The organism is Flavobacterium sp. W1B, assembly GCF_047344965.1.
Taxonomy (GTDB): Bacteria; Bacteroidota; Bacteroidia; order Flavobacteriales; family Flavobacteriaceae; genus Flavobacterium.
In genome coordinates this window covers 2,490,102-2,515,484 of the sequence record NZ_CP178845.1, presented here as the reverse complement: position 1 = coordinate 2,515,484, position 25,383 = coordinate 2,490,102, and the positions used below count along the sequence as shown (strand labels likewise).

General features: G+C 35.4%; 16 protein-coding genes. 3 read left to right on the top strand and 13 right to left on the bottom strand.

Translation table 11 applies throughout. The features are described from left to right. Nucleotides 1-6: 6 nt before the first annotated feature. Together ppk1 and ACMDB5_RS10845 are read right to left on the bottom strand one after the other, a co-directional pair. Complete coding sequence (gene ppk1, locus ACMDB5_RS10850; protein WP_413998276.1) at nucleotides 7-2,076, bottom strand: polyphosphate kinase 1; 2,070 nt, start codon at nucleotides 2,074-2,076, stop codon at nucleotides 7-9. 9 nt (nucleotides 2,077-2,085) lie between these two features. Then, nucleotides 2,086-2,571, bottom strand: a complete 486-nt coding sequence (locus ACMDB5_RS10845; protein ID WP_413998275.1) for a SixA phosphatase family protein — start codon at nucleotides 2,569-2,571, stop codon at nucleotides 2,086-2,088. Nucleotides 2,572-3,105: 534 nt separating this feature from the next. On the opposite strand from ACMDB5_RS10845, the gene ACMDB5_RS10840 reads away from it, so the two are divergent. From ACMDB5_RS10840 to ACMDB5_RS10830, 3 genes are read left to right on the top strand one after another with little or no spacing between them, the layout of a single operon-like run. Further along, complete coding sequence (locus ACMDB5_RS10840) at nucleotides 3,106-10,887, top strand: gliding motility-associated C-terminal domain-containing protein (protein WP_413998274.1); 7,782 nt, start codon at nucleotides 3,106-3,108, stop codon at nucleotides 10,885-10,887. 60 nt (nucleotides 10,888-10,947) lie between these two features. Further along, nucleotides 10,948-11,856 (top strand): type IX secretion system membrane protein PorP/SprF, encoded by a 909-nt coding sequence (locus ACMDB5_RS10835; protein ID WP_413998273.1) that lies wholly within the window; start codon nucleotides 10,948-10,950, stop codon nucleotides 11,854-11,856. 11 nt (nucleotides 11,857-11,867) lie between these two features. Beyond that, nucleotides 11,868-13,805: an OmpA family protein gene (locus ACMDB5_RS10830; RefSeq protein ID WP_413998272.1), complete on the top strand. Its 1,938-nt coding sequence runs from the start codon at nucleotides 11,868-11,870 to the stop codon at nucleotides 13,803-13,805. 55 nt (nucleotides 13,806-13,860) lie between these two features. Here the strand turns inward: ACMDB5_RS10830 and ACMDB5_RS10825 are convergent, their stop codons facing one another. The 11 genes from ACMDB5_RS10825 to ACMDB5_RS10775 all read right to left on the bottom strand — a co-directional run bounded on the left by ACMDB5_RS10825 (nucleotide 13,861) and on the right by ACMDB5_RS10775 (nucleotide 25,381). Beyond that, nucleotides 13,861-14,367: a CAP domain-containing protein gene (locus ACMDB5_RS10825; protein ID WP_413998271.1), complete on the bottom strand. Its 507-nt coding sequence runs from the start codon at nucleotides 14,365-14,367 to the stop codon at nucleotides 13,861-13,863. Nucleotides 14,368-14,587: 220 nt separating this feature from the next. Then, entirely contained in the window at nucleotides 14,588-15,082 is a 495-nt protein-coding gene (locus ACMDB5_RS10820) for a CAP domain-containing protein (protein WP_413998270.1), read from the bottom strand. A gap of 464 nt (nucleotides 15,083-15,546) precedes the next feature. Next, nucleotides 15,547-16,050 carry a CAP domain-containing protein gene (locus ACMDB5_RS10815; protein WP_413998269.1) on the bottom strand — a complete coding sequence of 168 codons (504 nt, stop codon included), beginning with the start codon at nucleotides 16,048-16,050 and terminating at the stop codon, nucleotides 15,547-15,549. 425 nt (nucleotides 16,051-16,475) lie between these two features. Beyond that, nucleotides 16,476-17,120, bottom strand: coding sequence for a pyridoxamine 5'-phosphate oxidase (pdxH, locus tag ACMDB5_RS10810; RefSeq protein WP_413998268.1), 645 nt, complete (start codon nucleotides 17,118-17,120; stop codon nucleotides 16,476-16,478). Between the two features lie 100 nt (nucleotides 17,121-17,220). Next, nucleotides 17,221-18,126 (bottom strand): ribonuclease Z, encoded by a 906-nt coding sequence (locus ACMDB5_RS10805; protein ID WP_413998267.1) that lies wholly within the window; start codon nucleotides 18,124-18,126, stop codon nucleotides 17,221-17,223. A 97-nt stretch (nucleotides 18,127-18,223) separates the two neighbouring features. Beyond that, nucleotides 18,224-18,556, bottom strand: coding sequence for a ribonuclease Z (locus tag ACMDB5_RS10800; RefSeq protein WP_413998266.1), 333 nt, complete (start codon nucleotides 18,554-18,556; stop codon nucleotides 18,224-18,226). Nucleotides 18,557-18,611: 55 nt separating this feature from the next. After that, a complete protein-coding gene (locus ACMDB5_RS10795; RefSeq protein WP_413998265.1) occupies nucleotides 18,612-19,538 on the bottom strand; it encodes an aspartate carbamoyltransferase catalytic subunit in 927 nt (308 codons plus the stop codon). A 6-nt stretch (nucleotides 19,539-19,544) separates the two neighbouring features. Continuing rightward, nucleotides 19,545-20,090, bottom strand: a complete 546-nt coding sequence (gene pyrR, locus ACMDB5_RS10790; RefSeq protein ID WP_413998264.1) for a bifunctional pyr operon transcriptional regulator/uracil phosphoribosyltransferase PyrR — start codon at nucleotides 20,088-20,090, stop codon at nucleotides 19,545-19,547. Between the two features lie 191 nt (nucleotides 20,091-20,281). Further along, a complete protein-coding gene (locus ACMDB5_RS10785) occupies nucleotides 20,282-21,898 on the bottom strand; it encodes an ABC-F family ATP-binding cassette domain-containing protein (RefSeq protein ID WP_413998263.1) in 1,617 nt (538 codons plus the stop codon). A gap of 125 nt (nucleotides 21,899-22,023) precedes the next feature. Further along, nucleotides 22,024-23,112, bottom strand: coding sequence for a glycoside hydrolase family 18 protein (locus ACMDB5_RS10780; RefSeq protein WP_413998262.1), 1,089 nt, complete (start codon nucleotides 23,110-23,112; stop codon nucleotides 22,024-22,026). Between the two features lie 196 nt (nucleotides 23,113-23,308). Further along, nucleotides 23,309-25,381 (bottom strand): beta-N-acetylhexosaminidase, encoded by a 2,073-nt coding sequence (locus ACMDB5_RS10775; protein WP_413998261.1) that lies wholly within the window; start codon nucleotides 25,379-25,381, stop codon nucleotides 23,309-23,311. Nucleotides 25,382-25,383 lie beyond the last annotated feature (2 nt).

The following is a 25,383-nucleotide window of genomic DNA, read 5'->3' as shown; positions in this document are numbered from 1 at the left end:
TGCTTCTTAAAAGCTTTCCTCTAATAAGTCAACCTTTTTTTGATAGTATTTATAGGTTTCTAATTGTGCTCTAAATACAGGTTTATCTCCTCTTTCTCGGTATTTATTATCCAGTTTATACGAATGGTAACGCGCTTTTACATTTCCTTTCCAGCCTAAATCAAAATTATCAATCAATTCATTTTTAATTGCTTCATCATAAATCGGACAGGTTACTTCGACTCTTCCATCAAGATTTCGGGTCATAAAATCTGCCGATGAAATATAAACCTCCGTTTGTCCGGCATTGGCAAAAATATAAATTCGGGAATGCTCTAAATAATTATCAACAATACTGATTGCTTCGATATTGGCACTCATTCCTTTGACTCCGGGTATCAACGAACAAATACCCCTCACTTCTAATTGTATTTTTACCCCTGCATTACTGGCTTCATATAATTTATCAATCATGGCAAAATCAGAGAGGCTATTCATTTTAAGCTTAATATAGGCTTTTCGTCCGGCGCGTGCGTTCAAAATTTCCCTCTCAATCAATTTATAAAATCTAATTCGAGTATAATGTGGAGAAACGATTAAATGCTTGTAACGATGAATTCTATAATTGATATCAAAAAATTCAAATACCTTAGAAACGTCTTTCAGAATTTGTTGATGGCTTGTAAACAAAGTGACATCGGTATAAACTTTGGCAGTTGTTTCATTAAAATTCCCGGTAGAAATAAAACCATATCGTTTTATTTTACCATTTTCATTTCTTTCAATAACGCATATTTTACTGTGTACTTTCAGTCCTTTTATTCCAAAAATAAGCTCAATTCCTTCTGTCTGCATTTGCTCTGCATACGAAATATTAGATGCTTCATCAAAACGAGCCTGCAATTCTATTTGTACAGTTACTTTTTTTCCGTTTTTGGCTGCATTTATAAGTGAACTTATAATTTGAGAATTTTTGGCTAATCGATAAAGCGTAATCTTAATTGTAGTCACCTTTGGATCAAGAGCTGCCTCTCTCAGGAATTTAGTGAGATAAGAAAAAGATTGATAAGGAGCATTTAACAAATAATCTTTCTCACTTATTTTTTCTAATATACTTCCTTCCAGACTTAGTCCGGGAATAGGCAAAGGGACATTCTTTTTATACAATAAATCAAACCTTCCTAAATTAGGAAAATCCATATAATCCCTTCTATTATGGTATCTTCCGCCGGGGATAATGCTATCGGTAGAAACAATCTTCATTTTTTCCAGAAAAAATTCAAGCGTGTCCTCTTCAATTAATTGATCGTAAATGAAACGAACCGGCTCTCCAATTCTTCTGTCTTTTACACTAGTGGAAATTTTTTCAAGCATACTTTTACTCAAATCACTGTCAATCTCCAATTGAGCATCGCGGCTGATTTTAATCATGTGTGCCGAAACACATTCATAATCAAAAATATTAAAGATACTCTTCAAATTGCGTCTGATAACATCATCTAAAAGAATAACATATTGCTTTTCGGTATTTGATGGTAAAACAACAAAACGGTTTATCGTTTTTGGAATTTCTATAATGGCATAACGAACTTCAGAATCCTTTTTCATCACCAATTTTACGGCTAAATAGCCTACATTATCCTTGAGTAATGGGAATTCTGCTAAATCATTCAAGATTATCGTTACCAACTCTGGACTTAATTTTTGATTGAAAAAATCTTTTAAAAAGATTTCTTGCTGTTCTGAAATTTCATTTTCATTGATAATAAAAATATTTTCGGCTTCCAATTCCGTTTCTATTCTTTTTAATATTCTTAAACTCTCTGATTGGTGTTCAATCACAATTTCAGTAATATCTTTAACCAGTTGTTGAGCCGAAATTCCGCCCAGAATTTTCTCTCCAGATTTTCCCGACAAACTCAATCTTCTGATTGCTGCAAATCGAACTCTAAAAAACTCATCTAAATTATTGGAAAAAATCCCTAAAAATCGTAATCTATCTAAAAGTGGAACTGAATTATCTGCGGCTTCCTGAAGAACTCTTGCGTTAAATGCTAACCAACTTTTTTCTCTATCTATATATTTATTATTTGACACTATTCTATATTATTTTAAATCTTTGGGTATTAGTATTTTTTTCGTTTTGCCTTTATTTATTTCTTGCCAATAATCCGTATCAAACTGTAAAAAAACAAATCCGGATGTAGGAACATTATCTATAAAAACATCTCCAAATTTATTGACAAAATTTGTAATTGCAGCATTATGTCCAAAAAGAATCACGCTATCAAATGAATTATCGCATGATTTTATGGTTTTCTCTAATTGATTTTCATCAAATGTATAAAGCTCTTTCTTATAAACAATGCATTCTATAGGATATAAGATATTTTGGGCAAAAATAATAGCTGTATCCGAAGCCCTTTTTGCAATACTACTCCACATTACATAGGTTTTAGGAATACTATCTAAAATATTTGAAGAAACCAAATGCGCATCCTTCATTCCTCTTTGATCTAATGGCCTGTCAATATCTTTCAAAGGAGTGTCCCAATTTGATTTTGCATGCCTTATTAATATCAGATTTTTCATAAGATTCCTTTTATAAATAAACATTTAAAGAATGTGGCAATATTTATACAATTTACAAAAGAATTATTAATGATCTATCTTTTTATCAAAGCAGTTTTGTTTTTTTTTTATAACTGAAATCAAACAAGAAAATCGAGAATCAATTTAGTCTGTTTTTTTGAGCATAAAATTCCACTTCTTTTTTTAAAAAACAAGGCTGCTTTTATAACTCACTAATAATCAATCATCATATCTAAAAAAGTCATTTTTTACATTTAATTAACAAGAAAAGTAGCTTTTATCGGGTTTTTTGGTTATTGATAGAAAATAAACTTGTAGTTAAATATTTATAATTAGTTTAGTTTCAGAATATTGAAATTAAAAAAACAACTATCCCATAGATTAATATTAGGCATAGCAAACTATAATTTAAATATAATTTACCTGCTCTAATTGAGCTGTTAAAAAACTATCAACAAATTCTTTTATCCAAAAATTAGATCAAACCTCATATTTTAAGGAATTCATTACTCGTTTATTTAAATAATAAATATTATGAAAAAAATTACTTTTCTTCGATTTTTAGCTTTTCTAATATTGTTGTTTTCAGCAACAATAGGTTATTCACAAACTATATTCTCAGGCACACCAACTTTAGCCAATGCTTGTGCTTTGGGTCAAACTGACTGCACAACCTCTGCAGTAACTATTGGAGAAGTGTATTTAGGTAATTCAAGCGGAGTCGCGATTACATCATGTACTTTTGGATCTCCTTTGACAGATGTTTATATTTGGGTAAATGTTTTGAGTTCTACTAAAGAGAACATGTATGTACAATTCGATTTGTTCAAGAATAACAATAAAATAGATATTAATGGAGCACCTTATGTAGGTACACAAAAAATCAGTGTAGGTCATGTTGGGACTTTCTCACCTGGAAAATATAGAATTGTTGCCGTACCAAGCTATTCCTGCGGAGAGATTTTAGAAATCAAGAATTTATTTATGTCTTGGCAGGTTAATAGTCAAAGTCCTCCTGGTTGTCATAAGCAAAATTCTATGTGTAATAAAGAATTACTTACATCTACAATAATTGTGAATACACCGATATTTGCCAATTTTTCTACAAATCAAGTATGTAATGGCGGAGCTTTTCAACAAGTTACTTATACAGACTTAACTACTGGAGGTGTTGCAAATAATGTTTACGCATGGTCATTTCCTGGAGCTGTAACGGTTTCTCCAACTAGTCTAACAACAAAGGGGCCATATACGGTAACTTATTCTTCGGCTGGTCTACATAGCGCAAGTTTAACGGTTTCACACCCAACAAATGTAGTAAGTCCAAGTACTAAAACAATTAATGATATAACGTTAGCATCATGTTGCACAATAGCTATTAATTCAATAGTAAAAACCAATGTGCAATGTAATGGAAGTTCTAATGGTACAGTAACAGCTACTAAAACAGGCGGGGTTGGAACAATAACTTATGATTTGTTATATTCAGCAACTTCTGGAGGATCTTTTACTGCAACCGGTTTGCCTACAAATGGTGATTCAAATGGAAGTTATACTGGTTTAGGTTTAGGATTTTATAAAGTAGTTGTATCTGAAGTGAACGGATGTAGTAATACAAGTTCTGAAGTTCAAATCACCCAACCTGCTGCCCTAACAGCCACTGTTACTAAAACAAATGTGACTTGTAATGGTGCTAATGATGGAACCATTACAGTGACTGCTCCTGTTGGAGGATATGGAACCTATGAGTACAGATTAAACTTTGGAACATGGCAAACTAGCGGTAGCTTTACGGCTCTTGCAAATGCAATTTATAGCGTGCAGATTCGTGACGCAGCAAACAACAGCTGTGTTATTACATTAGGCGATCAAGAAATCACCCAACCTGCTGCCTTAACAGCCAGTGTGGCTAAAACCAATGTAACTTGTAATGGTGCTAATGATGGAACCATTACAGTGACTGCTCCAACTGGTGGTTATGGAACTTATGAATACCGATTGGATGCTGGTGCTTGGCAAGCTAGCGGAAACTTCTCCGCTCTGGCTAATGCTACTTATAGCGTGCAGATTCGTGATGCAGCAAATACAGCTTGTGTAATTGTATTGGGAGATCAAATCATCACCCAAGCTGCTGGCCTAACAGCCAGTGTTGCTAAAACCAATGTGACTTGTAATGGTGCTAATGATGGAACCATTACGGTGACCGCTCCAACTGGTGGTTATGGAACTTATGAATACCGATTGGATGCTGGTGCTTGGCAAGCTAGCGGAAACTTCTCCGCTCTGGCTAATGCTACTTATAGCGTGCAGATTCGTGATGCAGCAAATACAGCTTGTGTAATTGTATTGGGAGATCAAATCATCACCCAACCTGCTGCCCTAACAGCCAGTGTTGCTAAAACCAATGTGACTTGTAATGGTGCTAATGATGGAACCATTACGGTGACTGCTCCTGTTGGAGGATATGGAACTTATGAATACCGATTAAACTCTGGAGCTTGGCAAACTAGCGGTAGCTTTACGGCTCTTGCAAATGCAATTTATAGCGTACAGATTCGCGATGCAGCAAATACGGCTTGTGTAATTGTATTGGGTGACCAAGAAATTACCCAACCCGCTGCCTTAACAGCCACTGTGGCTAAAACCAATGTGACTTGTAATGGTGCCAATGATGGAACCATTAGTGTGACTGCTCCAACTGGTGGATATGGAACTTATGAATACCGATTGGATGCTGGTGCTTGGCAAACTAGCGGTAGCTTTACGGCTCTTGCAAATGCAATTTATAGCGTACAGATTCGCGATGCAGCAAATACGGCTTGTGTAATTGTATTGGGTGACCAAGAAATTACCCAACCCGCTGCCTTAACAGCCACTGTGGCTAAAACCAATGTGACTTGTAATGGTGCCAATGATGGAACCATTAGTGTGACTGCTCCAACTGGTGGATATGGAACTTATGAATACCGATTGGATGCTGGTGCTTGGCAAGATAACGGGAACTTCTCCGCTCTGGCTAATGCTACTTATAGCGTGCAGATTCGTGATGCAGCAAATATTGCTTGTGTAATTGTATTGGGAGATCAAATCATCACCCAACCTGCTGCCTTAACAGCCGCTGTTGCTAAAACAGATGTGACTTGTAATGGTGCTAATGATGGAACTATTACAGTGACTGCTCCTGCTGGGGGGTATGGAACTTATGAGTACAGATTAAACTCTGGTGCTTGGCAAGATAACGGGAACTTCTCCGCTCTGGCTAATGCAACTTATAGCGTGCAGATTCGTGATGCAGCAAATACTGCTTGTGTAATTGTATTGGGAGATCAAATCATCACCCAACCTGCTGCCTTAACAGCCGCTGTTGCTAAAACAGATGTGACTTGTAATGGTGCTAATGATGGAACTATTACAGTGACTGCTCCTGCTGGTGGTTATGGAACTTATGAATACCGATTGGATGCTGGTGCTTGGCAAGCTAGCGGAAACTTCTCCGCTCTGGCTAATGCTACTTATAGCGTGCAGATTCGTGATGCAGCAAATACAGCTTGTGTAATTGTATTGGGAGATCAAATCATCACCCAAGCTGCTGGCCTAACAGCCAGTGTTGCTAAAACCAATGTGACTTGTAATGGTGCTAATGATGGAACCATTACGGTGACCGCTCCAACTGGTGGTTATGGAACTTATGAATACCGATTGGATGCTGGTGCTTGGCAAGCTAGCGGAAACTTCTCCGCTCTGGCTAATGCTACTTATAGCGTGCAGATTCGTGATGCAGCAAATACAGCTTGTGTAATTGTATTGGGAGATCAAATCATCACCCAACCTGCTGCCCTAACAGCCAGTGTTGCTAAAACCAATGTGACTTGTAATGGTGCTAATGATGGAACCATTACGGTGACTGCTCCTGTTGGAGGATATGGAACTTATGAATACCGATTAAACTCTGGAGCTTGGCAAACTAGCGGTAGCTTTACGGCTCTTGCAAATGCAATTTATAGCGTACAGATTCGCGATGCAGCAAATACGGCTTGTGTAATTGTATTGGGTGACCAAGAAATTACCCAACCCGCTGCCTTAACAGCCACTGTGGCTAAAACCAATGTGACTTGTAATGGTGCCAATGATGGAACCATTAGTGTGACTGCTCCAACTGGTGGATATGGAACTTATGAATACCGATTGGATGCTGGTGCTTGGCAAACTAGCGGTAGCTTTACGGCTCTTGCAAATGCAATTTATAGCGTACAGATTCGCGATGCAGCAAATACGGCTTGTGTAATTGTATTGGGTGACCAAGAAATTACCCAACCCGCTGCCTTAACAGCCACTGTGGCTAAAACCAATGTGACTTGTAATGGTGCCAATGATGGAACCATTAGTGTGACTGCTCCAACTGGTGGATATGGAACTTATGAATACCGATTGGATGCTGGTGCTTGGCAAGATAACGGGAACTTCTCCGCTCTGGCTAATGCTACTTATAGCGTGCAGATTCGTGATGCAGCAAATATTGCTTGTGTAATTGTATTGGGAGATCAAATCATCACCCAACCTGCTGCCTTAACAGCCGCTGTTGCTAAAACAGATGTGACTTGTAATGGTGCTAATGATGGAACTATTACAGTGACTGCTCCTGCTGGGGGGTATGGAACTTATGAGTACAGATTAAACTCTGGTGCTTGGCAAGATAACGGGAACTTCTCCGCTCTGGCTAATGCAACTTATAGCGTGCAGATTCGTGATGCAGCAAATACTGCTTGTGTAATTGTATTGGGAGATCAAATCATCACCCAACCTGCTGCCTTAACAGCCGCTGTTGCTAAAACAGATGTGACTTGTAATGGTGCTAATGATGGAACTATTACAGTGACTGCTCCTGCTGGGGGGTATGGAACTTATGAGTACAGATTAAACTCTGGAGCTTGGCAAGATAACGGGAACTTCTCCGCTCTGGCTAATGCAACTTATAGCGTGCAGATTCGTGATGCAGCAAATACTGCTTGTGTAATTGTATTGGGAGATCAAATCATCACCCAACCTGCTGCCTTAACAGCCACTGTTGCTAAAACCAATGTGACTTGTAATGGTGCTAATGATGGAACTATTACGGTGACTGCTCCTGTTGGAGGATATGGAACCTATGAGTACAGATTAAACTCTGGAGCTTGGCAAGATAACGGGAACTTCTCCGCTCTGGCTAATGCTACTTATAGCGTGCAGATTCGTGATGCAGCAAATATTGCTTGTGTAATTGTATTGGGAGATCAAATCATCACTCAAGCTGCTGCCTTAACAGCCGCTGTTGCTAAAACAGATGTGACTTGTAATGGTGCTAATGATGGAACTATTACGGTGACCGCTCCTGTTGGAGGATATGGAACTTATGAATACAGATTAAACTCTGGAGCTTGGCAAACTAGCGGTAGCTTTACGGCTCTTGCAAATGCTACTTATAGCGTGCAGATTCGTGATGCAGCAAATACTGCTTGTGTAATTGTATTGGGAGATCAAATCATCACCCAACCTGCTGGCCTAACAGCCAGTGTGGCTAAAACAAATGTGACTTGTAATGGTGCTAATGATGGAACTATTACAGTGACTGCTCCTGCTGGAGGATATGGAACCTATGAGTACAGATTAAACTCTGGAGCTTGGCAAGATAACGGGAACTTCTCCGCTCTGGCTAATGCTACTTATAGCGTGCAGATTCGTGATGCAGCAAATATTGCTTGTGTAATTGTATTGGGAGATCAAATCATCACCCAACCTGCTGCCTTAACAGCCACTGTTGCTAAAACAGATGTGACTTGTAATGGTGCTAATGATGGAACCATTACAGTGACTGCTCCTGCTGGAGGATATGGAACTTATGAATACAGATTAAACTCTGGAGCTTGGCAAGATAACGGGAACTTCTCCGCTCTGGCTAATGCTACTTATAGCGTGCAGATTCGTGATGCAGCAAATACTGCTTGTGTAATTGTATTGGGAGATCAAATCATCACCCAACCTGCTGGCCTAACAGCCAGTGTGGCTAAAACAAATGTGACTTGTAATGGTGCTAATGATGGAACTATTACAGTGACTGCTCCTGCTGGAGGATATGGAACCTATGAGTACAGATTAAACTCTGGAGCTTGGCAAGATAACGGGAACTTCTCCGCTCTGGCTAATGCTACTTATAGCGTGCAGATTCGTGATGCAGCAAATATTGCTTGTGTAATTGTATTGGGAGATCAAATCATCACCCAACCTGCTGCCTTAACAGCCGCTGTTGCTAAAACAGATGTGACTTGTAATGGTGCTAATGATGGAACTATTACAGTGACTGCTCCTGCTGGGGGGTATGGAACTTATGAGTACAGATTAAACTCTGGAGCTTGGCAAGATAACGGAAACTTCTCCGCTCTGGCTAATGCCACTTATAGCGTGCAAATTCGTGATGCAGCAAATACAGCTTGTGTAATTGTATTGGGAGATCAAATCATCACCCAACCTGCTGCCTTAACAGCCGCTGTTGCTAAAACAGATGTGACTTGTAATGGTGCTAATGATGGAACTATTACGGTGACTGCTCCTGCTGGGGGGTATGGAACTTATGAGTACAGATTAAACTCTGGAGCTTGGCAAGATAACGGGAACTTCTCCGCTCTGGCTAATGCAACTTATAGCGTGCAGATTCGTGATGCAGCAAATACTGCTTGTGTAATTGTATTGGGAGATCAAATCATCACTCAACCTGCTGCCTTAACAGCCACTGTTGCTAAAACAAATGTGACTTGTAATGGTGCTAATGATGGAACCATTACAGTGACTGCTCCTGCTGGAGGATATGGAACTTATGAATACAGATTAAACTCTGGAGCTTGGCAAGATAACGGGAACTTCTCCGCTCTGGCTAATGCTACTTATAGCGTGCAGATTCGTGACGCAGCAAACAACAGCTGTGTGATTACATTAGGCAATCAAGAAATCACCCAACCTGCTGCCTTAACAGCCACTGTTGCTAAAACAGATGTGACTTGTAATGGTGCTAATGATGGAACCATTACAGTGACTGCTCCTGCTGGGGGGTATGGAACTTATGAATACAGATTAAACTCTGGAGCTTGGCAAGATAACGGGAACTTCTCCGCTCTGGCTAATGCTACTTATAGCGTGCAGATTCGTGACGCAGCAAACAACAGCTGTGTGATTACATTAGGCAATCAAGAAATCACTCAACCTGCTGCCTTAACAGCCACTGTTGCTAAAACAGATGTGACTTGTAATGGTGCTAATGATGGAACTATTACGGTGACTGCTCCTGTTGGGGGGTATGGAACCTATGAGTACAGATTAAACTCTGGAGCTTGGCAAACTAGCGGTAGCTTTACGGCTCTTGCAAATGCAATTTATAGCGTGCAGATTCGTGACGCAGCAAACAACAGCTGTGTGATTACATTAGGCGATCAAGAAATCACTCAACCTGCTGCCTTAACAGCCACTGTTGCTTCACAATCCAATGTAAACTGTTTTGGTGCAACTACAGGTACTGCAACGGTTAGCGTAACGGGCGGAACAGCCGATTATACCTATTCTTGGAATACTAATCCGGTACAAACTACTCAGACAGCAACAGCATTAGCTGCCGGAACATATACCGTAAGGGTAACAGATAGCAAAGGTTGTTCTACTACAGCAAATGTGACAATTACTCAAGCTGCAGAAAATTCAATAGTACAAATAGAAAGCAATCCTATTTGTAATAATGATAACACATTAACTGTTGACTTAAAAACTTTATTACCTGAAGGTACTTCAATCAACGGAACCTGGATTGACGATAATACGGGAGCCTTACAAGGCAGCATTTTCACACCTCTAAACGTTCCAATTGGTGTCTATAATTTTAAATATACAATTGATAATGAAGGATGTCCTAAAAGTTTCATTATAAAAATAAGTGTTATTGATAATGATTGCGGAATTGTATTAGCTTGTGGAAATATAGTTGTTCATAATGCATTCTCTCCAAATGGAGATAATATCAACTCTAATTTTGTAATTGATAATATAGATGATACCGTTTGTTATCCTGAAAATACAGTTGAAATATACAATCGTTGGGGCGTATTAGTTTTTGAAACTAAAAACTATAACAATCAAACGAATAATTTTAACGGTACTTCTCGAGGTAGAACAACAATTAGTCAATCATCTGGTTTACCTACCGGAACCTATTTTTACATATTAAACTATACTTCTATTGGTTCACAAGATGAAATCATTACCAACAAGAAAGAAGGATATTTGTATCTCACTAGATAAAACTAACTCAAATCTAATTCCAGAGGCTTAAAAAAACCTCTGGTTTAAAAAAGAAACCAAATGAAGACAAGAATACTATTATTCAGTTTGATTTTTACAGGAATTGTAAGTTACGCACAACAAGATGCTCAATTTACACAATACATGTATAACACAATCAATGTCAATCCTGCCTATGCCGGATCGAGGGGAGCCATGAGTATATTCGCTTTACATCGTACGCAATGGGTCGGCTTAGACGGAGCACCAACTACCAATGCGATATCAATAAACACCCCTTTAAACGATAGTAGATTAGGATTAGGTGTATCAATCATAAACGATAAAATCGGCCCAACACATGAAAATACGCTATCAGCCGACTTATCATATACCATTCCAACTTCAGAAACAGTTAAGCTTTCATTTGGTATTAAGGCAACAGCTAATTTATTCGATTTAGACGTAAACAAATTAAACCCTGTCGATGATGACCCGAGTTTACATGACTTTAATAATAAATTTACACAAAATTTTGGTGCCGGTATCTACCTCCATTCTGACAAGGCTTATATTGGGTTTTCTGTTCCTAATTTCATCGAATCAAGCCGTTATGATGATAACGAAGTAGCTATTTTCAAAGAAAGAATAAATTATTATTTAATAGCTGGTTATGTATACAATATCAACAGTAGTATCAAATTTAAACCTGCCATAATGACCAAAATGGTTAAGGGAGCTCCCCTTCAAACAGACATTTCAGGAAATTTTATGTTTAATGATAAATTTATGTTAGGAGTTGCCTATCGATGGAGTGCTGCTCTGAGTGCAATGGCTGGATTCCAAGTATCTGATGGCTTGTATATTGGTTATGCCTATGATCATGAAACTACAAAACTAAACAACTACAATTCAGGCTCTCATGAAGTTTTTATACGCTATGAAATATTCAAAAAAATCGATAAAATCACAACTCCAAGATTCTTCTAAAAATATTTATTATGAAAAAAAATATACTTCTTTACATAGCAATAGTCAGCATTTTTTCATTTAACATTTATTCCCAAAAAGCGAAAGTAATTGCTGCCGACAAAAAATATGAAAAGTATGCTTATATAGATGCCATAAAAACCTATGAAAAGGTTGCCGAAAAAGGATACAAATCAGCAGATATATTTGAAAAACTTGGAAATTCTTACTATTTCAACGGAGAATTAGACAAAGCGGCTAAATGGTATGGTGAATTATTTGCCATGACTACTGATCTAGAACCTGTTTATTATTATCGCTACTCCCAATCATTACGCTCTATAGGGGAAAACGCTAAAGCAGATCAAATTTTAGACAAATTCAATCAAATAGCAGCAAACGATAGCAGAGGAACTCTTTTCAAAAAAAACAGAAACTATTTAGATGAAATTAAGGCAAATTCAGGAAGGTACCAAATAGAAAATGCGGGAATCAACTCTAAATATTCTGATTATGGAACAGCCATTTATTCAAACAAAATTGTATTCACTTCCGCTAGAGATACCGGTAGTCTTGGACAAAGAAAACATGCATGGACCAATCAACACTTCACCAACTTGTATAGTGCTGATTTAGGAGATAACATGACACCCAACTCACCAAAAAAGTTCGATAAACATATCAACTCCAGATTTAATGAAGCCACTCCTACTTTTACAAAAGATGGAAAGACCGTGTATTTTACCCGAAATAATTACATCGATGGCAAAAAAGGAAAGGATGCAAATAAAATTACTTTAATAAAAATATACAAAGCTACTCTGGAAAATGAAAAATGGATAAATATCTCCGAACTTCCTTTTAACAGCGATAATTATAGTACAGCACATCCAGCTTTGAGTCCAGACGAAAAAATCTTGTATTTTTCATCAGATATGCCCGGTACATCAGGACAATCCGATATATTTAAAGTGCAAATTAACGAAGACGGAACCTTCGGTACTCCTGAAAACTTAGGCAATACAATTAATACCGAAGGCAGAGAAACCTTCCCTTTTGTCACTGATGAAAATGAAATTTATTTTGCTTCAGATGGACATCCCGGTCTCGGAGGGTTGGATGTTTTTGTATCTAAAATGAATTCAAACAGCGCTTTTGGTGAGGTACAAAATGTTGGAACTGATGTTAATTCTCCAATGGATGATTTTGCTTATTTAATTGACACAAAGTCAAGAAGAGGTTTTTTTAGTTCCAATAGAGCCGGCGGACAAGGATTTGATGATATTTATAAATTCTTAGAAACCAGAAGACTTGTTTGTGAACAACTACTCTATGGTGAAATAACGGACTTAGCAACGGCCGAAATCTTATCTGACGCTAAAATTAGTTTGTATGACAGCCGTTTTAATCTAATTAAAAACACTGTTTCCGATGAAAAAGGGAATTATTCTTTTGCTGTAGAATGTGGCGAAACCTATAATGTTAGAGCTGAGAAAACGGATTATACAACCAAAGAACAAAAAATAACAATTGCTAAAGACAATGGAAAAACACATTTACCTATTGCTTTAGAAAAAGCGCAATGTAAAGTGGCTGTAGGTGATGATTTAGGTAAATGTTTTGGTATAAAAATGATTTATTTCGATTTTGATAAATCAGATATCAGAGTGGAAGCAGCAATTGATTTAGAAAAAATATTAGATGTAATGAACCAATATCCTAATATGAAGCTAGACATACGTTCACATACTGATAGCCGAGGAACATTTAAATACAACGAAGCTTTATCTGACAGAAGAGCCAAATCAACTATTAAATGGTTAATAAAAAACGGAGTTAATAAAAACAGATTAATCGGTAAAGGTTATGGCGAAAACCAACTCGTAAATAAATGTGCTGATGGAGTAGAATGCACCGAAGAAGAACATCAACTCAACAGACGAAGTGAATTTATTATAACTGAATTATAATTTAAAAACCCGAGCTTGTTTTCAAACAAGCTCGGGTTTTTTATAAAAAGTTAAATTATATTTTGACAAAAATATTCGTGTAATATTTTTTTCCTGTCTCTGGATTTTCTTTTATTGCAATACCAAAATGAGTGAAATTTCCAACTATATTCTCCTTGTGTCCGGGACTTTCTAACCAAGCAACTAAAACGGATTGAGGCGTATCATAATTACGTGCAACATTTTCGGCTACTGTTTTGGCTCCTAAGGTTTTCATTATATTTTCCGAACGGGCCACAAAGCCATCATGACTTATAGCATTATTAATTATCATATAATTATCATGTTCTTCGGATTTAGAAGAAAGGTGATTGATTATTTCGAGGCGATTTAATCCAACACTAACCCGGTAATTGTTTATCAAATTCATGGTTTCTAATTCAGAAGCATTATAAGTGTAATTTAAAACGATTTCAGATTTGGTTTCTGTATCTTTTCCTCCAGAGGACATATCAGAAGAACAAGAGATTAATATAAATACGGCTATAGCAAGCAATATTTTAGGTAGTAAATACAATTTCATATGGCAATCGAGAAAATTTTTTGGTGTTTAAAATCTTTTATTTTTATTTCAAACTTACATGCTTCTCCATTTAAAAGCCAAATAATATCGACCAACTACGTTTTTTTAACTATTAGATATTATTTTTCGCACTATTGTTAAAAATAAAAGCAATCAATTAATCAGAAAAAACGCTTAAAACAAACCCACATAAATGACTGTTTTACAATTAAATACCAACTTAGATTTTTACAAAAATATTGGTGTAATATTTTCTACCATTTTCCGGATCTGCTTTTATTCCAATCCCAAAATGAGTGAAATTTCCAAGAATATTTTCTTTATGCCCTGGACTATTTAACCACGCTTCTAAAGCTTTCTGAGGAGTATTATAGTTGTATGCTATATTCTCAGCTACATTTTTGGCTCCCAAAAGTTTCATTATATTTCCTGAGCGAGCCAAAAAATCATTATGATTTACTACTTTATTAGTTATCATATAATTATTATGTTCATCAGATTTATATGAGACATGATTGATTTTTTCCAAAGGATTCAAGCCAACGCTAACGCGATAATCATTTATCAAATCCATCGCTTCCAATTCAGTTGTATTATAATCATAATTCTCTACGACATGTAAATTAGCTGTATCCATAGTTACTTCGGGAGAGCAGGAATTCAATGTACATATTACTACTAAAAGTAATACTGCACGAAGTAAATTTGTTTTCATAAAATAGCAGTTTAAGTTTAAAGTAGATTGTGGGGCAAACTTCTTTAATGTGTTTTATCTTGTTGACTAAATTTACACATTTAAACGTTAAAAAGCCAAATATTATCGACGAAATACATCTTTTTATTTTTTACGTATTTATTTTCCTACTTTTAAAAAACAAATAATTTTGTATAGAAGCTAATTTTGAAAGGTATATTACCCAAACGATAAAAAAATTTAAAGATGACCTAAGTAAGCCATCAACATCGCAATAAAAAATGAAGTGAATTGTAACAAACTAGTAGCAAGAAAATTTTAAGTTAAACTCACTCGCAAACAAATGTTCTGCCAATCATGTAGTAAACTGAAAAAGGGGATAAATCAAACAGCTGCAATAAATTTTACAATAATACTTTGTAATAATAAAAAAGAGGCTGTGATTTGGGGGAAACAGCCTCTAATTACAAAATAAAAAAACTAACTTATATTTTTGCAAAAATGTTAGTATAGTATTTTTTACCACTTTCCGGATCTTCTTTTATTGCAATCCCAAAATGAGTAAAATTTCCAAGAATATTCTCTTTATGTCCCGGACTATTCAACCAAGCATTTAAAGCTCCTTGTGGAGTACTAAAATTAAATGCTATGTTTTCAGCTACCGTTTTGGCACCCAAAAGCTTTATTATGTTTTCTGAGCGAGCTACAAAATCATTATGATTGACTACTTTGTTCGCAATCATATAATTGTCATGTTCCTCGGATTTAAATGAAATATGGTTGATTTTCTCCAACCTATTTAATCCAACACTAACTCTATACTCATTTATCAAATTCATTGCTTCCAATTCCGTAGCACTATAATCGTATTTTTCGACAACTTTTAATTTAATATCTACCGTAGTTGCTTCAGAAGCATCAGAAGAACAGGAATTCAATGTACATAACACCACAAAAAGCAATACTGCACTAAGTAAATTTGTTTTCATAAAATAGTAGTTTAAGTTTAAAGTAGATTGTAGGGCAAACTCCTTTAAGAATATTATATTTTGTCATTTAATTCTATTTAAAACTACATATTTTACCGCTGAACTGCCAAAAAAAATCGACAAACTACACAATATCAACAAATAACTAAGTATATATCTTACATTATAGACAAATAAATTATTCCCTTAATTAGTAATCTTTGTAATCAAAACTTACTGAATTTCATCACTTTGACTAAAAACGAATATCAGAATGAAATATTTAGCAATAAACTATTATATCAAGTAATAGGCAGAAGAATTCTTTAATAACTGTAAAAATAAAGGCTGTCCTCCTGAAGAAAGACAGCCTTTAAATTCTAATAGGATAAACTAAACTTATCTTTTACAAAAGCATTAGTTTAGTATTGTGTTTTTTCCTGTTGTTAAGGAGAGAGACGTTCTATTTTCCAAGCATAATTTTCTTGGCTTGTATATCTAATTCTATCATGTAAACGATTGGCTCTTCCTTGCCAAAATTCGACTTCAAAAGGAACAACTAAATAGCCGCCCCAATGTTCTGGTCTTGGAATAACCATACTTTCGAATTCATTTTCCAGTTTCTTTAAATTTTCCTCTAAAAATGAACGAGATGGAACAACCTCACTCTGGTTTGAAACTATAGCTCCTAATTTGCTTCCTTCAGGTCTTGAATCAAAGTAATTATCCGAGATAATTTCGGTCGTTTTTTGTGCAATTCCCTTGATGATAACCTGACGTTCCATATTATGCCAAAAAAAAGAAAGACATACATTAGGATTATTCGCAATTGCCTTCCCTTTTTCAGAATTATAATTGGTGTAAAAAATAAAGCCCTCTTCTGTGAATTTTTTCAATAAAACAACCCTAGACTTTGGAAAGCCGTCCAAGCCAATCGTAGCTACTGTCATTGCATTCACTTCTTCATTTCCGCCAAAATCTTCTACTTCATGAAACCATCTATTGAAAAGGTTTATTGGATCTTCAGGAATATTAGTCTCTAATAATTCGCTTTTCTCATAGGATTTTCTATAATTACTTAAATCTTGCATCTCTATTTATTTAAGGATTATTTGGTTTTTTAAATTTACTGATTTTAAAGTTTCGAGAAATTCAAATATCTCTTTTTAAGGAATTTTTATTTAAGTTTAATTAAAACTCAAAATTTTTCCCGTCATCTGCCAAAAGCACTTCGGGAAAAATGGTCTCGGCTTCCTCTTTAAAAAGTTTTATGTTTTCGTATCGGGTTGAATAATGCCCTAGAACCAATTGTTTTACATTGGCTTTCAAAGCAATCGTCGCCGCTTCTTTTGCTGTAGAATGCATTGTTTTGGCGGCTAAAGCTTCTTCTGTTTCTAAAAAAGTAGCTTCGTGATATAAAACATCAACTCCTTTTATTACAGGGATTATATTCTCATCATAGGCCGTATCAGAACAAAAAGCATAACTTTTTGGAGCTACCGGATCAAAAGTCAGTTCCTCATTTTTGATAATTCTACCGTCATCTAAAACGATGTCTTTTCCGTTTTTGATGTTTTGATAATAACATTTATCGATATCGTAATTTTGAACAGCCTCTAGATTAAGTTTCCTTTTATCTATTTTTTCCTGAAACAAAAAACCATTGGTATAAATACGATGTTTCAAAGGGATTGTTTTTACGACAACTTTATCGTCTTCAAAAACAATTTCACTTTCCTTTGATTCTAATTCATGGAAATACAAACCATAATTAGTCCATGAATTGGCTAATCGCAATTGTAATTTTATAATTTCTTTGATACCTTTTGGTCCGTGGATATGTAAATCTGTAGTTCGATTCAATAAAGTAAAAGTAGATATCAAACCTATCAATCCAAAAAAATGGTCACCATGCAAATGGGAAATAAAAATATGGTTTATTTTAGAAAAACTTATTTTGTTTTTACGAAGTTGCACTTGAGTTCCCTCTCCACAATCAATAAGAAACAATCTGTTTTTTATTTCTAAAATCTGAGAAGTGGGATTAGTAAAAGTACGTGGCGTTGCTGCATAGCAACCAAGTATAGTTAGTTTCAATTTTTTATATATTCGGTTACTTGTTTAAGCGGTTGATCGGTTTTTGTATATTGGACGAAATCAATTAAACGGAAAAACAAAAACCGTATGTATCAATTTAAAAACCCAAATCTCTTTCAATCTCTTCCATTTCAATGATATCATGTGCTTCCAATAAAGAAGGAACGACGGTCAGGGAAACAGGAATTGCGTTATAATCAAAATCAGAAATCACTATTACAAATGATTTTTTTGATTTTTTATGCTGTTTTGATAAAGGCATAAACGACTTAACATCGGTTAGGGTTAAATCATTATGAGAAAGAAGATCTATAATTAAATTGTCTTTTTCGAATGTTTTATATTGATCTGTTACCTTCGTCAAAAAAGAAGTAATATCACCTTGAGTATCTTTGATTGTAATGGTATGTCCTTTTTGATCTACTTTCATTGTATGTGTTTTATCAAAATTATACAGTGTTGTTAGTTTTGCTTTTACTTTAAAATTACTGAATTTTAGATGCCAAAAGATAGATTACCGCCATTCTGATAGCTACACCATTTTCTACTTGGTTCAAAATTACCGATTGATTAGAATCGGCCACTTCAGATGTTATTTCCACTCCTCTGTTAATTGGACCTGGATGCATAATTACAATCTCTTTGCTTAGAGAATCTAATAGCGGTTTATCCACACCATATTGTTGCGCATATTCTCTTGTTGATGGAAAGAAATTTACATCCATTCTCTCATTTTGAACCCTTAACATATTAGCAACATCACACCATTCCAATGCTTTTCGCAAATTAGGTTCAACTGTTACTCCAAGTGATTCAATGTGTTTTGGTATTAATGTTTTCGGTCCGCAAACTTTAACTTCTGCTCCCTGCATTTGTAACGCATAAATATTGGATAAGGCCACTCTGGAATGCAATATATCCCCAACAATCACCACTTTCTTCCCTCCTACATCACCTAGTTTTTCTCTTATCGAATAACTGTCTAATAAAGCTTGAGTAGGGTGTTCATGTGCTCCGTCACCAGCGTTTACAATACTTGCTTTTACATTTTTGGATAGAAAATAAGCCGCTCCGGGATTAGAGTGGCGCATTACTACCATGTCTACCTTCATAGAAAGTATATTGTTTACAGTATCTATCAGCGTTTCTCCTTTTTTTACCGAAGATTGTGCTGCCGAAAAACTAATAACATCCGCGGATAATCTTTTTTGGGCTAATTCAAAAGAAAGTTTAGTACGGGTACTATTTTCAAAAAATATGTTCGCAATGGTAATATCTCGTAACGAAGGCACTTTCTTTATTGGTCGATTGATGACTTCTTTAAAATGATCGGCGGTTTCAAAAATAAGGTCAATATCTTTCTTGTTGATGTATTTTATACCTAATAAATGATTTACACTCAGTTCGCTCATCTTTATTTATTGATTATTATTAATTAAAAAAACACCATCTTCTCCTTCATTTTCTTTCCAATTTACCTTCACTTTTTCGTCATTTATTGCATCTACCTGTCTTCCTCTATAGTCAGGCTGAATCGGCAAATTACGACTAAAACGTCTGTCAATCAAAACCAGCAATTCTATTTCAGAAGGTCTTCCAAAGGATTGAATGGCCGTTAAGGCAGCACGAATGCTTCGACCGGTATACAAAACATCGTCTATAAAAATGACTTTTTTGTTTTCGACTATAAAATCAATTTTGGTTTTATTGGCTTCCAATGGTTTATCGGTTCTACGAAAATCATCTCTAAAGAACGTGATATCAAGGTAGCCCAATTTAATTTCAGGTGTATTGTATTCTTTTTCCAATATCTCTTTTAGTCGTTCTGCCAGAAAAGTTCCTCTAGGCTGTATTCCAACCAAAATAGTATCCGAAAAATCAAGGTGTTTTTCAATTAACTGACAAGCCAAACGATGTAGAATGATATTGACTTCTTTGAAATTGAGCAATACTTTTTGAGTCATAGTAAAGATTGGGTTTGGTGTTGCAAATATACAAATTCCGATTTATGATTTTATATTTATAAAGCGAGAAAATAAAGTCATTTTCATTTTCTGGATAATATTGATTTTCTCAAACTGTTTAAATTTAAAACCAAGGTATAAAAAAGCCCCAAGAAAAACTCAGGGCAATATAAAATTATCTATTTAACAAATTAAGAATACATTTTAGTTCTTAATTCCTGAACTTTTTCATCATCAAGATATTCATCAAAAGTCATATAGCGATCAATAACACCATTTGGAGTTAATTCAACCACACGATTACCAACAGTTTGTGCAAACTCGTGGTCATGAGTTGTAAATATCACAGATCCTTTAAAATTTTTCAATGAATTATTGAAAGCTGTGATCGATTCCAAATCCAAGTGATTTGTTGGCTCATCAAGCATTAATATATTGGCGCGTTCCATCATCATTCGAGACAACATACAACGTACTTTTTCTCCTCCTGAAAGCACTCGACTTGTTTTTAAGGCTTCTTCACCAGAGAAAATCATTTTCCCTAAGAATCCTCTAATAAATACTTCGTCACGCTCTTCTTCTGTTTTTGCATATTGACGTAACCAATCTACCAAAGACAAATCATTTTCAAAGAAAGAATGATTTTCAGCTGGTAAATATGCTTGATTAGTTGTAATTCCCCAATCAAAAGTTCCAGAATCTGCTTTTTGATTTCCATTCAAAATTTCATAGAAAGCACTTGTAGCACGAGAATCTTTAGAGAAAAGAACAATTTTATCGCCTTTTGCCATATTCAAATGAACATCTTTAAACAAAAGCTCTCCATCTACCGAAGCACTTAAGTTTTCTACATTCAAAATTTGATCTCCCGCTTCACGGTCTTGGTCAAAAATAATCGCAGGATAACGACGGCTTGAAGGTTTGATTTCAGAAATATTCAATTTAGAAATCATCTTTTTACGAGAAGTAGCTTGTTTAGACTTCGCTACATTCGCAGAAAAACGACGAATAAATTCTTCCAATTCCTGTTTCTTTTCTTCCGCTTTCTTGTTTTGTTGCGCTCTTTGTTTCGCCGCTAACTGACTAGATTCGTACCAAAAAGTATAGTTTCCTGAATAATGGTTAATTTTAGAAAAATCAATATCCGATATATGAGTACAAACTGCATCCAAAAAGTGACGGTCATGCGATACAACAATTACAGTATTTTCATAGTTTGCCAAGAAGTTTTCTAACCAAGCAATGGTTTCAAAATCCAAGTCATTGGTAGGCTCATCCATAATCAACATATCTGGATTTCCAAAAAGTGCTTGCGCCAAAAGTACACGTACTTTAATTTTTCCTTCCAAATCTCCCATTAAAGTATAATGGTGCTCTTCGTTGATTCCTAAATTCGACAACATCGATGCAGCGTCTGAATCAGCATTCCAACCGTTCATTTCTTCAAATTGCACTTGCAACTCTCCAATTCTGTCCGCATTTTTATCGTTATAGTCTAAATAAAGCTCATCCATTTCTTTCTTAACAGCATATAGGACTTTATTCCCCATCAAAACAGTTTCTAGAACAGTATGCTCATCAAACATGTTGTGATTTTGGTTTAAAACCGACATACGTTTACCAGGTTCCAAATGTATGTGTCCCGAAGTAGGATCCATATCACCTGAAATGATTTTAAGAAAAGTAGATTTTCCAGCACCGTTTGCACCGATGACTCCATAGATATTACCGTGTGTAAAGGTGGTATTTACTTCGTCGAATAAAATTCGCTTGCCAAACTGAACTGATAAATTATTAACTGTTAACATGAATATTTTTTATAAAATTTCTGCAAAAATACAAAAAAAATACCGATTTTTTATCCAAAAAAAAACCTGATAAAAACTATCCCGTTTTGGAAGGTTAAAGCTTCTTTTATATCAAAGAAACAAGCTTAATTGGCAGTTTTTAATTGATATATCGCATCTAGCAATCCATCTCTTGGGCTATCCAGCACAAGCTCCCAAAACATAATTCCTCCTAGTTTCTTTTTTATTACATAGTTTGTTTTTTCTTTTACCGAAGGAATATCATCACCTGTTGCAAATAATTTTTCTTTTTCATTGTACCAATATGCCGCTTTTGCTTTTTTATCCCAATAGTAATTCCATCCTTTCTCTTTGGTAAAAGTAGTGGCGTAATCTTTAAAATTGACTCCGCTATTATGCACACCAGATTGGTACAAGCCATTATTTACATTAGCAACATCTTTCCAAACTCGGGTATAAAACGCCGCTCCGATGACTAGTTTTTTAGCAGGTATTCCTAGTTTTAATAAATATTCTACCGCGCGATCCGTTGATTCTTCGGTGGCATTGGTGCTAAATATTGGCGTATGGTGTCCCGTAACTTTTGAGTATCCGTTTACCAAATCGTAGCTCATAATGTTCACACGATCAACCAAAGGCATAATTTTTTTCCATTCTACAGATTCATCCAAAAATTTCTGAAATCCGCCAGCAGCAAAACTAAGTTCATTTTTGCGTCCTAAAACCTTACGCAAAATCACTATCAACTCAGTAAAATTTTTCTTGTCGGCTGGCTGATACAAATGTCCCGGATGCCCTTCGATTGTTGGATATTCCCAGTCTAAATCGATTCCGTCAGTTTTAAAATAACGATTCACTTCCCTTACTGATTCTGCAAAAAGTACTCGTCCTTCTGCTGTCGAAAAAGCTTCCGAACAAGGAGCACAACCTCCCCATCCTCCTAGAGACAACATTACTTTTAGTTTTGGTTTTTTATTTTTAAGAGAAACCAAATGTTGGATTGCAAGCGAATCTTGAGCATTATCAACTGTTAATTTTCCTTCTTTTAAATGACAGAAACTATAGATAATATGAGTGAGTTTATTCACTTCATATTCATCTATTTTTTTGTCATCACCTGTATAATAAGCAATAACTGATAAATCTTTTTGTCCTTGGGCAAACGAAAACAAGGGCGCTACAGATAATAAAAAGAGTAATTTTAAATACTTCATATTAAAAACATTTAGGTTCGTTTATACTTGTAAAAATAGGCAATCACAAATTAAAATTATAGAAAAAAACCTGGTGAAAAATCACCAGGTTTTAATACTAGTTTCTTAAAAAAGAAATTAATATTTACTAAAATAAAATAATTAAAACATAAATAACCAAACTAAATTCAAACAATTCCACTTTATTTTCAGCTTATTAAGCTCCTATTAATTTTTTCAAACTTGTGTAAACTGCCAATTCTACATCAGCATGATCTTTAGAATTACATTGCTCCAGCAAATCATGCAATAAAGAAACATTAAGAGATTGTTTATTTTCCATAACCAACAAAAGCTGCTGCGATAAGTCGCTTAAACTTTTTGATAAAGGTAAAATAGGATGAACAAGCGGCGCATTCAAACTTAAATGAACTAAATCATTATTTGTTGCAATCCACTTTTTCAAGAAACTGCTCACCAAAAGCTGATTTTCAGGATTTTTGTTCTTCAAATAGCGATCTACGGCAGTATCAAAATCAAAAGCATCAAAAGCGTCAGGCGTACAGGCATCGGCAAATAAAGTAAATGGAGAATACATCTGATATTCGGTTCCTCCGGCATTTCGCTTATAGATTTTAAGCGGTTCGCAAACATTCGAGAAATCTTCCAGCGCTTTTATTCCCTGATTATTACTGATATTTCTTAAAATAACATCTTTGTTTCTTAAATGTGTAATTCCGAGTTCTTCCAATCGGAATGAAATGGTTTTCATCCTTTTGTGCAAACTATTCAAGTCTACAACATCTTGATTTGACCATAATCTTTCGGCAATTGCTGCTGTTCTTGGCCAAATTCTAGAATCCAGCGTTAAAGGGGTTACAAGTTCGCTCCACATCGTTGCTTCGCCTCCTAATATTCTGGCTTTCTCTTCAACGGTAAGATTACTTCCTTTCGGAATTGGATCATTCAAATAATGCTTATCTACACCTTGCACCAAATCAATATAATAACCATTCGACAAAACAGTTTTATAACCATTCTTTGCCGCATTAGCAAGCGATTGTCCTACAGGAACACCTTCATTTGGTCCTTTCCAGGAATGAATTATGGCATTTTTAGACATATCTTTTGTCATAATCTCTTCCCATCCCATCAATTGTTTCCCGTGTTTTTTTAGCATCGGAATTAACTGCATCGTAAAATAAGTCTGAAGATCATGATTTGTAACTAACTTGTTTTTCTTTTTAAATTCCTGAATTTTAGGGTTCGAATCCCAATCTTTTCCTTCATTTTCATCTCCGCCAATATGAAAGTAGGCGCCCGGAAATAAAGGACAAACCTCATCAAAAATTTCACTTAATAATTGATACGTTTTAGGATTCGATGGATCCAAAGTTGGATTAAAAATACCCGCATTTCGTTCGATTCCATAACTCGCCAAAGCTGTTGACTGCATGTTCTTCTCTGAAGTTCCGTTAGAAAAAGGAATCATTTTACTGCCAATTTCAGGATAAGCCGTTAATATGGCAGAAGCATGTCCGGGTACATCAATTTCCGGAACAACCAGAATCCCTCTTTCATCGGCATATTTTACAACACTTTTGATTTCCTCTTGAGTATAAAAGAAGCCATCCGAAGCCAGGCTGGTTAATTTTGGATGTTTTTTCACCTGAATTCTCCAACCTTGATCATCTGTCAAATGCCAATGAAAAACATTCATTTTTACAGCTGCCATGGCATCTAGATTTCTCTTGATCACGTCTACTGGCTGAAAATGTCTTGCCACATCAATCATTACTCCTCGCCAAGTAAACCTTGGCAAATCTGTAACTGTAGCTGACGGAAAATAATACGATGTGCTATTATTTTGCAACATTTGCAATAAAGTTTCCAGAGCGTGTAGCGCTCCAAGATCCGTCGTAGCATTAATCATTATTTTATTGGGCTGAATATCTAACTGATAACTTTCGTCTTCATACAATCCTATTTTACCATTTTGAGCACAATTTATTTGTAATTCGGCTACTGGCGATTCGTTCACTTTAGTTATAAAACCTTGTGTCAAGAACAAACCAGTTCTTCCGTCTAATCTTCTTAAAAAATTTGTAGTTCCTACAAAAATTCTAGGATTTGGATTCCCGGTAATATTTACTTTAAAATTTTTAGTTAGGGGAAAAATACCTTCCTTCAAATTTATATTCTGAGGCCATGGCATAAGATCTAATTGCTCTTTTTTTATTTGCGCATTAGAAACAAAAGCCACAAATAATAGGGTTAAAAGGTATTTCATAT